This window comes from Bacillus safensis FO-36b, assembly GCF_000691165.1.
Classification (GTDB): domain Bacteria; phylum Bacillota; class Bacilli; order Bacillales; family Bacillaceae; genus Bacillus; species Bacillus safensis.
Window position 1 is genome coordinate 145127 of record NZ_ASJD01000005.1, and the last position, 15833, is coordinate 160959.

The 15833-nt window shown below is 41.6% G+C and carries 11 protein-coding genes; 3 read left to right on the plus strand and 8 right to left on the minus strand.

The window, feature by feature from the left end:
• Positions 1 to 28: 28 nt before the first annotated feature.
• From essA to BA81_RS12915, 6 genes are all read right to left on the minus strand, one after another.
• Positions 29 to 514: a type VII secretion protein EssA gene (gene essA / locus BA81_RS12890; protein WP_034282584.1), complete on the minus strand. Its 486-nt coding sequence runs from the start codon at positions 512 to 514 to the stop codon at positions 29 to 31.
• Entirely contained in the window at positions 504 to 3413 is a 2910-nt protein-coding gene (gene esaA, locus BA81_RS12895; protein ID WP_034282585.1) for a type VII secretion protein EsaA, read from the minus strand. Before esaA ends, essA begins: the two co-directional genes overlap by 11 nt.
• Complete coding sequence (essC, locus tag BA81_RS12900; RefSeq protein ID WP_034282587.1) at positions 3410 to 7885, minus strand: type VII secretion protein EssC; 4476 nt, start codon at positions 7883 to 7885, stop codon at positions 3410 to 3412. The genes esaA and essC overlap by 4 nt, the downstream gene beginning before the upstream one ends.
• A 51-nt stretch (positions 7886 to 7936) precedes the next feature.
• Positions 7937 to 9250, minus strand: coding sequence for a type VII secretion protein EssB (essB, locus tag BA81_RS12905; protein ID WP_034282589.1), 1314 nt, complete (start codon positions 9248 to 9250; stop codon positions 7937 to 7939).
• A 14-nt stretch (positions 9251 to 9264) separates the two neighbouring features.
• Positions 9265 to 9504 (minus strand): ESX secretion system protein YukD, encoded by a 240-nt coding sequence (yukD, locus tag BA81_RS12910; protein ID WP_003213579.1) that lies wholly within the window; start codon positions 9502 to 9504, stop codon positions 9265 to 9267.
• Between the two features lie 95 nt (positions 9505 to 9599).
• Positions 9600 to 9893 carry a WXG100 family type VII secretion target gene (locus BA81_RS12915; RefSeq protein WP_003213769.1) on the minus strand — a complete coding sequence of 98 codons (294 nt, stop codon included), beginning with the start codon at positions 9891 to 9893 and terminating at the stop codon, positions 9600 to 9602.
• 406 nt (positions 9894 to 10299) lie between these two features.
• Between BA81_RS12915 and adeR the strand changes: the two genes are divergently transcribed.
• The 3 genes from adeR (at position 10300) to BA81_RS12930 (ending at position 13489) form a co-directional block, all read left to right on the plus strand.
• The gene (gene adeR / locus BA81_RS12920; RefSeq protein WP_034282592.1) at positions 10300 to 11529 is read left to right on the plus strand and encodes a sporulation transcriptional activator AdeR; all 1230 of its coding nucleotides are present in this window, start codon (positions 10300 to 10302) and stop codon (positions 11527 to 11529) included.
• Positions 11530 to 11639: 110 nt separating this feature from the next.
• On the plus strand, positions 11640 to 12776 hold the full coding sequence (gene ald / locus BA81_RS12925) for an alanine dehydrogenase (protein ID WP_034282594.1): 1137 nt from the start codon (positions 11640 to 11642) through the stop codon (positions 12774 to 12776).
• A gap of 116 nt (positions 12777 to 12892) precedes the next feature.
• The gene (locus tag BA81_RS12930) at positions 12893 to 13489 is read left to right on the plus strand and encodes a biotin transporter BioY (RefSeq protein WP_034282595.1); all 597 of its coding nucleotides are present in this window, start codon (positions 12893 to 12895) and stop codon (positions 13487 to 13489) included.
• A 38-nt stretch (positions 13490 to 13527) separates the two neighbouring features.
• Here the strand turns inward: BA81_RS12930 and BA81_RS12935 are convergent, their stop codons facing one another.
• Both BA81_RS12935 and BA81_RS12940 read right to left on the minus strand, forming a co-directional pair.
• On the minus strand, positions 13528 to 14304 hold the full coding sequence (locus BA81_RS12935; RefSeq protein ID WP_034282596.1) for a sporulation protein: 777 nt from the start codon (positions 14302 to 14304) through the stop codon (positions 13528 to 13530).
• Positions 14305 to 14463: 159 nt separating this feature from the next.
• On the minus strand, positions 14464 to 15792 hold the full coding sequence (locus BA81_RS12940) for a Na+/H+ antiporter family protein (protein WP_034282597.1): 1329 nt from the start codon (positions 15790 to 15792) through the stop codon (positions 14464 to 14466).
• Positions 15793 to 15833: the final 41 nt, after the last annotated feature.

Below are 15833 nucleotides of genomic sequence, written 5' to 3' on the forward strand. Positions count from 1 at the left end.
AAAGCCTGCCTCTATTAAAAGAGACAGACTATTTCTTTTCAGCCTTCACATTCACCTTTGGAATCAGGATGATCATCACAACGAGACCAAGGGCTATCAAGAAACCAAAGATCATCGGAAGCAGTGCCGATGTCTGCTTCTCATGATCATCCTCAGAAGGTGCTGATACAGCCGAATCACTAAAAGAGATATTCATCTCTTTCATCATACGAGCCGGTGTTTTGGGCGGGTTCTCCTTTAGATCACTAAAAAGCTGCGGAGAAAGAGATCCCCCCGGGGCTTTGGGCGGTTCAGCAAAATGAATGTCTGTTTTGATTTTTGACGTCGTTTTGCTTTGTTCGTATTTTGTTTGATCCCTCAATATACTCGAGTTAATATTAAGTTCCTTTTCCTGATATTCATTCGGCTTGACATTCGTATCCGTATCTTCACCAGCAGCGAAAGCAGCAGGGATGAGGAGAAAAAGGGAAACGGCAACGAATGCCGCCCCTTTCACGAATAGATTAAGCTTCATGAGTCACATCACGTTCCTCTTTTTTATCTTTCCATAGCTTTTTCACAAGCGGTACGACCATGAAAAGGACAGTTAAAATCACTAACCCTGTGACGCCCATTCCAAAGGTGTCTCCATTTCCATATTGGATCGACAGGTATACGTCTGTCACTGGATTGGTAAAGTGGAAATTCGGCATCACCAAATCAATTAACGGTGCGACAAAGAAGAAAATCAGTGCCGTTGCTGCCATCCATCCGGCAATGGAACCGAAAAGGAAGGCCGTGCGAATAAAGGCAGAACACGCCACTAATAACAAAATGGTGAAGATCGACCATTGAATGGCTTGATCATCTGCAAGTTTGTAAATGTTCAGTCCAAACAAGCTGATCATGAGTCCGACTAATAGATTCAAGATGCCAAACAGTGCACCTTTGACCAGCATCGGAGCTGACGCATAATACGAGCTGAAAAAGCCAATTAACAAACTGCTGATCATCACAATGACCAAAATGACGACCGGCGGTACAGTCTGCGTTTTTTCTTCCGGCACATCGCCGCTGATTTTCAGCGGATTGGCTAAATGGTTATACACATAGTTGCTGTTGCCTTGATCACTTAATGTATTTCCTAAAATACCCTTTAAATCTTGCTGAACAAGTTTTGTAGAATCGACATTCTTGCTCCAGTTTTCATTCAGCGTATCTGCTTTCTCTTGAACTGTTGTGACACTCTCTTCAATGTTATTCGTATAATCCGCCACCCCTTTTTGGCGGTCGGTTAACGAACTCATATTTTCAGAAAGACGAAGCACTTCCTGACCAATTGAATCCTGTGCACTGACAACAATTGAACTGCCTGCAAGGTCTGCTGTATACACCGCATCTCCTTGATCAGCCATTTGCTCAGCTACATTGTCCGCACTTTCAGAAATTGTCTGTAATTCCTGTTCCATGCTTGCCTGCTGAGTCGTAATGTACTCCGCATAACCATCTGAAAACTTCTGCATCTCATCAATAAAAGTAGACACATCATCGTTTGATGTCAGCATCTGGTTTTTGAGCTTATCCCAGTTTTCAGTTTCTTCTTTTTTGATGGAGAGGATGGACTGGATTTCATCTGGTTTGGTGTCGACCAAAGAAGAAGGATCCTTCTCTTGATAGAAGCTGTTAAGTAATGCTTCATAATGTACTAATTCATTTGAATACTTTAATAATTCTGATGCATTTTCTGATTTTGTATTAAAATCCCTAAGTTTATCCATTTTCGATGTATATTGATTTAATGGAGATTGAGTTGTTTCTATTCGTTCTAATTTTCTTGTAATAGCAGATTCTTGTTTGATGATGGATTTCTTTATATCACTTATGTTTTTATTGTTGCTAGTTTCTATTCTTATTATTTTTTCTTCTAGTTTATCTATTTTATCTGTTAAAGATTTTAATACTTTACTCAAAAGATCGACTTTTCCTTGTAATTGATCATTATGAGCTGTGGTTTTCTCCTCGATATTCTTTTTCACTTCTTCTAATTTTAGGGACAGTGCTTTTAGTTGCTCTTTTGATTGAACTGACGTTGATTTGGTTTCCTCAGTTTGTTCTGGATTTTCTTCACCATTTTCTGAAGTAGGTGGCGTTTCTTCATTTCCAGACAACTCATCTGCCACTTGATTTATTTCTGTTGAGATTTCAGTTAATTTCTTCATCTCTTCTTCAAGATCGATTTTCAAATCGTCTGTCGAGTCTTTTTGGTCTTCACCTTGATTATTCGAATCCTCATTCGGATCCTCTTTCGGTTTCTCTGCTTCAAGCAATGCCTTTCTTGAAGCTTTCAATTGCTCTTGCAATGGAGTAATTTTATCCCCTATGTATGCAAGATATTGAGCTTCATAATTTCTAATCAGTTCTTCCTGAGACGTCTTCACAAGTTCCTTTAACCCCGTGGATTGCTTAGGAATAACGTCTTCTCTCGACTTTTGAACAGATTGGATGGCGCTGTCCGTTGTTTTCAGCTGACTTTGTACCCCGTTGATGTCTGTTTTGAGTCCGCCCATTTGATCACTAAAGCTGCGGGCATTTTGGTTTTGAATGTCAGCGAGTTGTTTGAGCCCTTGCTGGATTTGCTTTTGGCTTGCTGATTGCGCTTTGATCAAGAGATCCTTTTGTTTGTCTTGATACTGCTGATATTGATCGACTGCTTTCACAAAGTCCTTTAACTGGTTCTTTGCCTCTTCTGTGGTACTCAAGCCGTCTTTATACTCTTTCTGTGAATCGGCCATCGCATTTTTTAATTCTTCTATTTGTTTCTTCTGCTGCTGGACGGCATCTGATAGTTTGTTTGAGTTCGGTTTATAGAAGTTGTACATCGTGTTTTGGAATTCGACTTCTTTGCCGACAATATGCTCAAACTCTTCTCTTACATTGCCGATTTCCTGTGATACAAAACTCCAGTATAGCGTCGACATCTGTTCATTCATTTTCTTTTGTGCATTTTCCAGCTCTCTTTGCACTTTCTCTTTATTGACTGCATTGAGCTGATCTTGAATTGAAAATTGAATGGACGCCTTTTCAGGATGGTCTTTATCATAGCTCAGCACATTTTTAGAGAAATCAGACGGAATATAAAGGACAGCGTCATATTTTCTGTTTTTCAGTCCATTTTCCGCCGCACTGCGATTCACTACAGTCCATGTATAATCAGGACGTTCTGACAATGCTGCCACAACATCCTGTCCGAAACGAGCCGTGTTTTCACTTTCGCTCGCTCCCATATCCTCATTGACCACTGCAATATTTCGTGTGGCATTCTTCTTCTGTTTTGCCGGGTCATCTCCAATTAGGTGGAAAAATAAAACCGGCAGCACAAGAATCAATATCATGGTGGATACGATTTTGATGGAGCTTTTTTGCTGCTCTGTCATTGAACACTCTTCCTTTCTACCGCACATAAAGGAACCTGGATTTTCTTCTCTTTTCCGTTTTCAACCAAATACCCGAAGCCTGGCTGAATCTCTGGTTCTTGTCTTGCATACGGAAGCGGTATGATGTTTTGCTCTGATTTTTTCATGAGTAACATAGCATGACGAACTTGTTTGATTTCGTTTGTGAGTGCATCATAGCCCTTACTGAACTCGGTATGATTCCCTGATGCAATCAGGCTGAAGCCTAAGTGTGCATATGACTTCATGAAATCAGCTAATTGATCTTGAAGACGCGGATCGATCGTCTGCTGAAAACGCGTAATGCCATCAATCACAAGCACAATTTGAGGAAATGACAGCTGATCGGTCTCCCCTTGGCGCACAGCTTCGACATACATTTCTTCCCGCACCTTGAATATGCGGTCCATTTCTTCTGCCCATTCGGTGATATCATCCTTTGTTTCAAGGTAATCAATGTTCTCTTCTTTTGCATAATGGGATAGACCTCGATCAATTGAATCAAAGACAGCCAGCTTTTCAGGCTTTGCCACTAAAAGCTGATCGAGCATCAGTTTTGTCACATTTGTTTTCCCGCGCTGCGTTTGACCGATGATGAGACAATGTTTATTCTTTTTCAAGTCAAAATAAACAGGTGCCACAGATTCCTCATCTAATCCGACTGGAATGTCATAAGGCGGTTTTTGTTCATCTAAACGACTCTCAAGCTCCCAAACTGTCAGCTTATCAGGAAGCATTGGCACAGGCTTTGGTTTTTCGGATGCTTCAAAGCGGTCATGAAGTAGCTGTATCTCTTGTTTCAAATGCTCAAACAATTCGAGATCGTTCTCTCCTTCAACTGGCAGAAACATTTGCGCAAAATAAAGCTCTTCTTTGTTAATAATGACTCGTCCTGGGATCGGCTCTAAGCTGAATTTCGGTCTGCCAATAATCGAGTACGCCTCTCCTTGATCCATTAAGTAATGGACAATCTTTGTTTTCAAATTGTTCATCAGCGATTGACGCACTGCATTTACCCGGGTTGCTGTAATCAAGAAGTATATACCTAGTGATTGTCCGTCACGGCTCAGCTGAATAAATTCAGATTCGAGATCATGCATTTCGTCTTTCACAATGTCAAAGTTGTCAATCACGATAAAAATGAACGGAAGCTTTTTCTCATTTAAGGCGTTGTACATTTTGATATGACTCATTTCTTGCTGTCTAAATAACCGCTTGCGATATTCAACCTCTTCCCGCAGACGCTTCATTGATTTTTGGATCTTTCTCATCTGATCCATTAAGAAATAATCCGCCGTATGCGGCAGTTTGGCTAACGGAAGCAATGTTCCGTTTCCGAAATCATAAATATATGCGTGCCATTCTTCAGGTGAATACCTCTCCGCAAAGCTCATCAGCAGTGTTGTAGCAGCAAGTGATTTGCCGTAGCCGGAGGAACCGAAGATGCCAATGTTCCCATCTTCCATCATTTGATAAGAAAGTGGATGCTGGCTTTGCTGATCTGGTTCATCAACAAGCGCAAAATGGAAGACATGCTCTTCACTCGACGCATAACGCGTTTTTGGAATCCGTTCTTCAAGCGGTGGAAGCCATGGACTTGGCAGCTTCTCAATTCCAAGCTCCTGCTGCATACGTTCAATTTCATCCACGACAGCGAAAATCTCCGTCACTGTCTCTTTTTTCACTGCTGGCTCTGTGCTTACCCCTGATAACGGAATAAGACCAGTATCTGTCACAATGGCAATGTCATCTTCTGAGCCGTAGCCATCTTCCATATATGGTGCACCGCTCCAAGCCGATTGGAACAATTCATAAATTTCATTGTTGCCCACTTGTAAATAACCGCGGCCTGTGACCGTAATGGACGCTGCATCACTATTTTTCAAAATTTCCTTACTGTCTGACGCATCTTGTACTTTTAGTGCGACCTTAAAACGGGAGTTACTCCAAATCTGGTCATCAATGACCCCGCCTGGCTTTTGGGTAGCCAAAATGAGATGGACCCCAAGGCTTCGGCCGATACGTGCAGCGCTGACAAGCTCCCTAATAAAGTCTGGCTCTTCACTTTTTAATTCAGCAAACTCATCAGAGATTAAGAACAAGTGAGGCATTGCCTGCTCAGCCTTTTTCTCCTTGTAGAGCTTCGTATAATCATTGATGTGATTCACGTGATACTGATCAAACAGCCGCTGCCTTTTCTTCAATTCACTTTTAATTGAGGCAAGCGCTCTTTCACTAAAGTTCTTGCTGCCTTCAATATTGGTGATCGTTCCAAGTAAATGAGGAATATTTCGAAACGGCTGCGCCATTCCGCCTCCTTTATAGTCAATCAACAGAAAAGCAACTTCATGCGGGTGAAAATGTACAGCGAGCGATAAAATATACGTCTGTAAAAATTCACTTTTCCCTGATCCCGTTGTCCCCGCCAACAGTCCGTGCGGGCCGTGCGCTTTTTCATGCAGGTTCAGATCGACAATGTCGTTTTTCCCCTTATAACCGATTGGCACTGATAATGATTTGGCCGTTTCTGAAGTCAGCCATTTTTCACGAATGCCAATGTCATCTACCTGTTTGGCATGGAAAAGATCAAGGAATGAGACCGTCTCAGGAATCGAATTGGTCATACCGACTTGATGATCTAATGTTCTCAGTGTTCTGGCAAACAGTTCATTGTCCCCGCGCTGATGTGTATCAAGCTGAAACGGAATTCGTACTGCCTTCTTGTGCTGAATGAGAATATCTCCTTCTTCTTCGTTAATATAACGGACAAGCGTCGAAATATTTTCAGCTAAGCTTTCCTTTGTTTCTGCAGCAAAGAGAATGGAGATACCAAGATCTGTCCGGCTGCCTTCTAAGTATTCTAAAATCACATGCTCGGCAATGAGCTCATGATTTGTCACGATGAACACAAAATGAGGCGTAAAGATTTTCTTCTCTTTTTCTTCTTCTAAATCACGCTCGCGTAAAATTTCATAAATCGAGGACAACAGCTGATCGCGTGTTTGTTCGTTGTAAATAAACCCTTTTCCATATGTATGAGGCAGTTGGAAGTGCGGAAGCCATTTCATCCATTCCCAATTCTCATACTCCTGCTCATGAAAGATAAAGACAAATCTCAAATCGTGATAGCTGTGCGAGAAAGCAAGCTGTCCAACAAGCTGATGTAGCTCATTTTTCACAATCGCAGGCTTCCCAATTAATCCTGTTGGACCATCCGCAAGACCGAATGTAATCGGGACATTCTTCACTTCACGATATACTTTTTGCATGTGCTGCGTTTGTTCCATTAAGTCATCAATATCTCGATTGGCCATATCGCCGCCGCTCATCGATAATTCATAGCTTGATGGGACTGCGCCTGTTCCAAGACGCAGGTGCAAGAAGTCGTCACTCACAAGCGTCTTTTCCCAAATGCGTCCGCTGATTTCTGATGTTAAATACTTCATTTGTTCAAATGACGGATAATGATACGTCAAAATATATTGCTGGCGGTCATACAGCTCCTGCAGCTCTTTCCGCTTATTTTCTAAATAAAGAGAGTAGACTCGCTGACGCTTCTCTTCTCGTCTTTTGCGCTGTGATTTTTCCTTAAAGTATTGAACGGACGATGTAATTAACGTCATGATAAACATCGCCATCGACACGATAATAAAGATTCCGCGCGGCTGGATTAGGGCAACAATCCCCATCACAAGGAGCATCACAAGCGGCGGAAGGACAACAAGCCAAAGCCCTCTGCTGTTATTTTCACTCTCCTGCGAAGGAAAGCTAAAGGATACCCTGTCATCTGGCAAATCATAAATCAAACGCGGTGTACGTCTGTATGAAGGGTATTTTTGTTTTGTTTCCGTACTTGGCGGTCTTGTTTTTTCCAAACGTGTATGAAAAGGTTCGTAAGCTGTCACCTGTAATAAATCATCGTCTTTAAATGTCACCGTCAGAAAGTTCCAGAACAGCTCATCTCCTGCATATACCTTCTCTGGACCGTGGATTTTCTTTCCGTTCACGTAAATCTTCTCGCCTTGAGGCATGACATACCATGTTCCTTCAATTTTCTCCAAAGTGAACTGGCTGGCATCTTGAAACATGGAATGGGCTTGTTCTTTCCACACATCTATCTCATCTTTCTCTTCACGTGAAAAAGACAGCTCCACTCTATTTCCTAGGTAATAAATATGTTGATCATGATGTGCATCCATTAAAATAAGTGTAAGTGAACCAAGCTGATATGGTTCATGTGGAAGTAATTTGCCCTTCTTCTCATCTCCCTGATAAATATAAAAACCATCATTCGGTTCTTCAGGAGATAAACGAATGACCCCTTCATCAAACGAAAGTGAAGGGATTGTCACCGTATGCTCTATTTCAGGTCCTATCAGAGCTTCTCGATTGAACTGTTCATCTAAACGGACAGTTTGATAATCCTCCTCATAAAAAACCCAAAGAAGACTCAAACGCTCCACCTCCTCATGGGACAGCACCAACTGTCAGTTGTATCGAAAGAATTATTTTTTCTCATCTTTTTTCGTCTGAGAGGTTTTCTTTTTCGCTTCAGATTCTTTCTCTTTTTTCTCTTGATCGGCTTTTGACTGCTCTTTTTGTTCAGCTGTTTCATCTGTTTGGCTTGCGTCTGAGGAGTCACTTGTGCTTGTCTCGGTTGTTTCTTTTTCTTCATATTTCGCCATTTCCTTAATGATCGGATCTAGCTGTTTTTGTTTTTCTTCAGCAGAAAGGCTGTCATCGTTTTGAATTTCATTGCGGTAGGCGACGAGTGCCGTAAATATGTACCTGTCGTCTCCAAGCACCCGTGCAATATCAAGTGCTTCCTTGCTATTGCCTTGTCCAATATGAATCCAGAATAGGAAGTATTGCGGATCTGTCTGCAATGTGTACGTTTCTGTGATTTCTTTTTTATGCTGATCAAGCAACAAACTGCCTTGGTTCGTTTGTACATACGAAATGGCCAGTTCATATTGAAGAGAGACTGGCATTTGATTGGCTGGATATTTCTCTAACGTATCCACCACTTGACTGTACTGCTTGTTGAGATAATATTTGTTTGCCTCGACGTACGCTTCTTGTTTTGGCATGGCAAAAAAGAAGGTGTAAATGGTGTACACCAATGCAGGGATTAACAGGACAAGCAGACCTAGTCCGATGTATCGCTCGATCTTCCATTTCTTTTTAGGTATGGTTAAGAGCGTTTTTTCTTTCGCATCGATTGCTTTGATCTTTTGCTCAATCAAAGCTGACAATTCTTCCAGCGACTTCGTTTCACTAATTTCTTTTGCCAGCTCAGATAATTTCAACGTTTCATTGTAAACCGCATATTCTTGAAATTGATATTCATGGTCGACCACTCGAAGAACAACAGCCTTGACCTCTTTTAACAGGCGATACTCATCGGTTTCATATGGCGGAATGCTTTCTTTAACCCCATAATGCAAAAATGCAGGAGCTAAGCCTTGATGAAAAACAATGTTTTCAGGAGAAACAATAGGATGCAGCCGTTTCACATCGTGTTTAAGAACTGCATCGACAAGCTGGTATGAAAAAATCCATTTGCTTTTTTCATCCTTTGCATGGATGAAACGAAATTCCTGATAGGCAGGAGGCGGTTGTATAGAAATGATGACCTCATCTTCAGTTAATTGAATCTCTTTCTGAAATGAAGGATTGATGTCTTTGATCGGTGCCGCTTCTAAACCGTCTAAGAGTTTAATCGTCTCTTTTTGAAAAATAAAGGTATAGGTGCCTCCCTCTTTTTTCATGACTGCTTCTAATTGTTCTTCTAAATAGGAACTCTTTTTATCTGCCATTTACAAAAGTCCTTTCATAGTATTTCCAGCCTGTCTCCTGTGGTAATTCCACAGTCTGACAGCTTATATTCGCCTGAAAACACAGCTTTCTTATTGACTACTCGCACCCATCCGCCTTCTCGCTTTGGAAGTGAGATTTGTTTTGCCTGCCAGGCGATATGGATGACTTGTTTAATATGTAAATAATTTGATAGTCTCAAATCAAACACACTGCCATCATAATTTTTTAAGTCGATGGTAATATCGATATACACAAATTTCCACCTCACAAAATAGAAAGAGCGCCGGCATCCATTGACAGACTCGGCGCTTTTTCTGCATTTCACACTTAGAAAGGAAATCCCTTTGATTAGCCGCGAATTTGGCTTGCGATGTCTTGGTCAGTGCTTTCAAGTGTATTTGCCGTTTGATCAAGCTGATTGCTGACATCTGTTAATAGATCAGACATTTTGATAAAAGAAGGCTTAAGCTGCTCGTATTGATCAGCAAATGCTTCACTAGAAGCACCTTCCCACATTCCTTTTAAATCAGAGATCATTCTATTTAGACGATCAACTTGGTTTAACACTTCTTGACTTTCAACACCATATTGCTTAGCGGTCGCTCTTAGTTCTTCTGGGGTTACGCGAATAATTCCTGACATATTCCTCATTACCTCCCGTGCATAGCCGCCATATAATGGGCTAATCCACTTATTTTTTGACGTTATTATTATAAAAACAGAAATGATACACAGTCAAACAAATCTGTTTTTATTTTACAAAATGAGTCTATAGAATTACTGTTTTTTCGCTTTTTATCTAGTATTTAACAGTTTTTTGGTCATATATTCTTAATAAGTATGCACCTGCTTCGGTGGACCTTTCCGCCTATTGATTTTTTACTACGTTATTATTGTACTATTTCTTTTTCAGCGTGCTTCAACATCCATTTGCTTGCTTCTCACACTTTTTGTTTTTTTAAGTTTATGGCAGTTTTTTGTTGATTTACGTACCTCATTCTCTTCATAATGTAAGTACGTGAAATATTCGAAAAAGCAGGGGTTTTTTATGACAAAAAAGACAGATCCGTTTAAGTATAGTCTTGATCGTTTAGAGGATGTGGCAGACCAAATTAGTGATGTGCTCAATTGCCCTATTACTATAGAAGATACTCATCATCGATTATTGGCATATAGCACACACAATGATTTTACTGATCCCGCCAGAACTTCAACCATTATCTCCCGCCGGGTACCGGAAAAAGTCATTAATCGGCTTTGGAAGGACGGCATCATTCCTACACTCCTTAAAACAGACGAACCGCTTCGTGTCCCTCAAATTGCAGAGGTGGGTTTATCTAGCAGGGTCGCCATTTCGATCTGGAAGGACAAAGAAGTGCTCGGATTTATTTGGGCGATTGAATCCGCACAGCCTTTTTCAGAAGAAGAAATGGACCTTCTCAAAATGGCAGCGCATGCCGTGAAAAACAAATTACTCAATTTACAAATTCGAAAAACGAAAACAGAAGAACGTAATCAGGAGCTTTTCTGGAAGATGCTCACGGGTCATATTCATGAAAAGGATGAGATGCTTGACCTATTTTTAAGGCTTGGCATCAGATGTCCAGACACATATGCCATCATCATCTTCCGTCTTCGTGACGAACTCACAGAGGAGACAGAAAAAAAGCTGTCCTATCTGCTTGAAACAACACAGCAAGTTCAGGTACTGTTAACGACTGTTGATTTTCACGAATTCATTATTCTTGTCTCACCAAAAACAGAACATCCGCTTCAAGATATTAAACAATTCACAAGCGGCATGCTGCAGCAGCTTGCGGACCGGTATCATATTCAGCATGTTCAGGCAGCAATTGGAGGAATTTACGATAACATCTCTCATATTCAGCCTTCCTATAAAGAAGCACTGGCTGTATTAAAAACGAAAGAACGCTTTCCAGTTGAAACAGAACGTTTAAACAGCTTTTCTGAACTAGGCATTTATCAATATCTTGATGTGCTTGCTGAGAAGCGAAAGGGATCTTCTTACTCTAGTTACTCTTTATCAAAGCTGGAGGATTACGACCTAAGGCATCATTCCAATCTTGTCGAAACCCTTGAGCGGTTTATTGACTGTGACAGCAATGCCAATATTGCCGCAAAGCAATTAAACATCCACATCAATACCTTAAATTATCGATTAAAACGGATTACAGACATCGCAGAAATTGATTTAAAAAACATGAATGAGAAAATGACCATCTACCTTGATATGAAGCTAAAAAACGTCCATTTGTGAAATTTCACAAAGAGGCGTTTTTTTATTTTTTATTTCAACCGAAGAATTTTCTAAACTTTCCGGATACACTAGACATACAATATCAATAGATAAGCATAGGAGGAATAAACATGATCATCGGCATTCCGAAAGAAATTAAGAACAATGAAAACCGAGTGGCTTTAACACCAGGAGCAGCTTCTCAATTGCTTTCAGCTGGACATCAGATTTTAATTGAAACAAACGCTGGTTTTGGAAGCGGATTCACTGATGACGATTATGTATCTGTTGGTGCAGAGATTCTTGATCAGGCGAAAGATGTATGGGCATCTTCTGATATGATCATGAAAGTAAAAGAACCATTACCTGAGGAATATCCTTATTTCAGAGAAGGACTCATCTTATTTACGTACCTGCATCTAGCCGCAGAGCCCTCCTTGGCTGAAGCATTAAAACAAAAAGGCGTTACAGCCATTGCTTACGAAACAGTAACGGACGGAAAATCACTCCCTCTTCTCACACCTATGTCTGAAGTAGCAGGCAGAATGGCCGCTCAAATTGGTGCACAATTTTTAGAAAAGCCAAAAGGCGGAAAAGGTATTTTACTTGCAGGGGTACCAGGGGTATCAAGAGGAAAGGTCACCATTATTGGCGGCGGTGTTGTTGGAACAAACGCAGCGAAAATGGCGATCGGACTTGGCGCAGATGTCACCCTGATTGATGTAAACGCAGAACGCCTGCGTCAGCTGGACGACCAATTTGGCCATCAAATGAAAACGTTAATGTCCAATCCTGTCAACATTGCAGATTCAGTCAGTGAAGCTGATCTTCTCATTTGTGCTGTGCTGATTCCTGGTGCCAAAGCACCGACGCTAGTGACAGAAGAAATGGTGAAACAAATGAAGCCTGGTTCTGTCATTGTGGATGTAGCGATTGATCAAGGCGGCATTGTCGAAACCATTGATCATATCACAACCCATGACCAGCCTACTTATGAAAAACATGGCATATTACACTATGCTGTCGCCAACATGCCAGGCGCCGTTCCGCGGACATCAACTGTTGCGTTAACGAATGTCACTGTTCCATATGCGCTGCAAATTGCGAATAAAGGCGCTGCAAAAGCCATTAGAGAAAACAATGCCATCGCAGAAGGTGTCAATGTCATGAACGGACATATCACGTACGAAGCGGTCGCTCGTGATCTCGGCTATGATTACGTACCTGTCAGCAAAGCCATCGATGCCACTTTTATGACCGAAGCTTAATCAGCAACCCGCCCTATTCATGGGCGGGTTTTATTGTTAACCTAAAATAAAAACAAGTTGACAAAAATCCTTCTTCCCCTTAATCTATTTGTACAGATAAGACAGGGGGAAACATCATGCAAAAGAAGACAAGAACTGCTGACTTTGTGCTAGTGGGAATGTTTGCTGCACTCATGGCTATCGGAGCCAATATCACATCCATTGTGCCGTTTTTACAGGTCGGCGGAATTCCACTTACGATGCAGCCGTTTTTTTGTGTGCTTGCTGGTCTCTTACTCGGCAGACGGCTTGGCGCATTAGCTATGATTGTCTATGCCTTGGTCGGAATTGCTGGTGCACCTGTATTCGCCCAGTTCTCTGCGGGCTTTGGGGTCATTTTAGGCAAAAGCGGCGGCTTTGTATTATCGTACATCCCTGCTGCCTGGCTTGCCGGATTCATTCTAGAAAAAAGAAAAAACCCTGGCTTTGGCCGCTTTTTGCTTGCAGCCATTGCGGGTACGACCGTGATGTATGTGATCGGAACCACCTATACATACCTCGCATTAAATGTATGGCTCAATGCACCGATTTCCTATCAAACCACGTGGTTCTTTATGATCTGGTTTATGGTAAAAGACTACGCATTGACGATATTACTTGCGATGCTGGCACCTAAAATTTATCGCTCTGTTTCCAAAGCCACATCCTTTCGAAAACAAGAAGCTGTATCATAGAAAAAAGAGCCTGTCTTCATTCAGGCTCTTTTTCATCATTACTCAGCGTATTGGTCTATGATTTCTTCCAGCATTCCTTCAAGCACTTCTACATCTTCAAGATCTGATGGACTGAAGCGGTAGCGTACAAGCTGTTCTCCATCATTATACATCTCCTCAAGCCAGCCTCTCAGGCCTCTTGCTCTACGGTCGACTTCGAAAACAATGTCTAATCCGCCTTCATCTATCAGAAAAATCAGCTCTAACTCATCAAGCATATAGCGATAGTAGTCTGATGTCGGAATGAACTCGAATTCTTGGACGAATGGCAGGCGCCGCTGGAAGTAAGGTGCTTGCTCACAGTCTGCTTCGTTCAGGTGGAAACCTAGATTGCTAGTGGCTTCCAGCACATTTTTCACCCAAGGATGTGCTTCAACGAAAATACGGTCATAGTCAGATTTATCGATTCCGCCTTGGATATCAAGGTCTGTCATTACTGCAATTTCTACTTTTCCGATCGTCATCGGAGTATCGATAGGAAGAATAAATGAAAACGGAAATTCATGCTTTTCTCCAGGCTGGATGGTAAAAGAATCCGTCACCCGTAAAGTAAAGATATTCACATATTTTCTATGCTCTTCATCATCTTTCACAATCACATACTGTGTTTGAATCTTGACATTGATATAACGGATGTCCTGAGCAATTTTCCCACCCTTTACATGGACAGTTCCCGTTACTTCTTGTCCTGGATAATAAGCGTTTTTCTCTAAAATGGTATCTACCTTTGCCGCACCAATTCCTGCACTTGCCGCTAGCTTTTTAAAAAATGACATGTCCCATCTTCCCCTTTTCATTTTTATCAGCATATATACGTAAGATAGAGGAAGAAAGATTCATTTAATTCATACTTTTGTCCTAATTATTTTTTCATCTGCGAACAACAAAAAAGCTTATAGAAAAAACATCATCGTTTTCTCTACAAGCTTTTCATCTTACAGAATAATCGCCGCCAGCCAGCCGAACAGAACAAGCGGAATATTATAATAGATAAAAGTTGGGACACAAGTTCCCCAAATGTGGTGATGCTGTCCATCCATATTCAATCCAGATGTTGGCCCAAGCGTACTGTCACTTGCAGGTGAACCTGCATCTCCAACAGCCGCAGCAGAGCCAATAATGGCAATGGTGGCCATTGGACTAAATCCTAAGTGTAAGCAAAGTGGAACAAAGATGGTTGTAATAATCGGAATCGTTGCAAATGATGATCCGATTCCCATTGTCACAAGCAGACCAACGAGCAGCATTAAAATCGCCGCAAGACTCTGGCTGTTTCCGATAAATTGGGAAGATGCTTTGACAAGGGATTCAATGTCTCCTGTTTTTGTTAACACGTTGGCAAATCCAGCCGCAACAAGCATGACAAAACCGATAAATGCCATCATATTCATTCCAGATGTAATCAGTTCATCTGCTTCATCACGTTTCATCATTCCTGTCACAAACAAGACAAGCAGTCCTGAGAGTGCACCGAAGATCATTCCTTCCACACCAAGGCTTTGCGATAGATAAAGCTGGACAATCAACGAAACAAGAATAGCAAGACCGGCAAAGAATAAGCTTTTTTTCGTATAAGCCGATTTTTCTACATCTGTAATTTCACGATCCTCATATACCTTCGGCTTTCGATACACAAAAATGGAAACGATCAAACCAAGAACCATACCCGCAACAGGAATCAGCATGGCATATGGAATATCTGCTAAGTTTACAGTCAGCCCCGCTTCCTTCATATTGTCACGAAGCATTCCGTGGAAAATCTGTCCGAAACCAACTGGAAGTAATATATATGGTGCAGTGAGTCCGAAGGTCATGACACACGCTAGCAGTCTGCGGTCAATCTGAAGCTCGTTAAACACCTTTAATAACGGCGGAATTAAGACTGGGATAAAGGCAATATGAACAGGGACGACGTTCTGTGAAAAACAGGACACGATCAAAATGACAAGAACGATGAGCACTTTTGATAGTGTTTTCCGTCTTGAATCGCCTTCTTTTCCTAGAAGCTTCACTGCTCCTTCAACCATAGCATCTGGTAGACCTGTTTTCGTCAGCGCCGCAGCAAAAGCCCCTAATAGCGCATAACTAATCGCCACTGTTGCATTTCCTCCGAGTCCGTCCGTAAAGGCGTCCACTGTTCCTCCCAAGCCTAATCCACCTGCAAGTCCGCCAGCTAAAGCGCCTATAGCCAGCGCAATCACGACATTGACCCGCAGCAAGCTTAATATCAACATTAAAACAACCGCTAAAACAACTGCATTCATGGTGAAACCCCCGAAATCCTTTAGTTTACTAATGTAGTAGA

Excerpts from the sequence above, each read along its gene's own strand:
- BA81_RS12930 (WP_034282595.1), top strand. The coding sequence starts at position 12,893 with ATGCAAAAGAAGACAAGAACTGCTGACTTTGTGCTAGTGGGAATGTTT.
- esaA (WP_034282585.1), bottom strand. The coding sequence starts at position 3,413 with ATGACAGAGCAGCAAAAAAGCTCCATCAAAATCGTATCCACCATGATA.
- essB (WP_034282589.1), bottom strand. The coding sequence starts at position 9,250 with ATGGCAGATAAAAAGAGTTCCTATTTAGAAGAACAATTAGAAGCAGTC.
- adeR (WP_034282592.1), top strand. The coding sequence starts at position 10,300 with ATGACAAAAAAGACAGATCCGTTTAAGTATAGTCTTGATCGTTTAGAG.
- ald (WP_034282594.1), top strand. The coding sequence starts at position 11,640 with ATGATCATCGGCATTCCGAAAGAAATTAAGAACAATGAAAACCGAGTG.
- BA81_RS12935 (WP_034282596.1), bottom strand. The coding sequence starts at position 14,304 with ATGTCATTTTTTAAAAAGCTAGCGGCAAGTGCAGGAATTGGTGCGGCA.
- BA81_RS12915 (WP_003213769.1), bottom strand. The coding sequence starts at position 9,893 with ATGTCAGGAATTATTCGCGTAACCCCAGAAGAACTAAGAGCGACCGCT.
- essA (WP_034282584.1), bottom strand. The coding sequence starts at position 514 with ATGAAGCTTAATCTATTCGTGAAAGGGGCGGCATTCGTTGCCGTTTCC.
- BA81_RS12940 (WP_034282597.1), bottom strand. The coding sequence starts at position 15,792 with ATGAATGCAGTTGTTTTAGCGGTTGTTTTAATGTTGATATTAAGCTTG.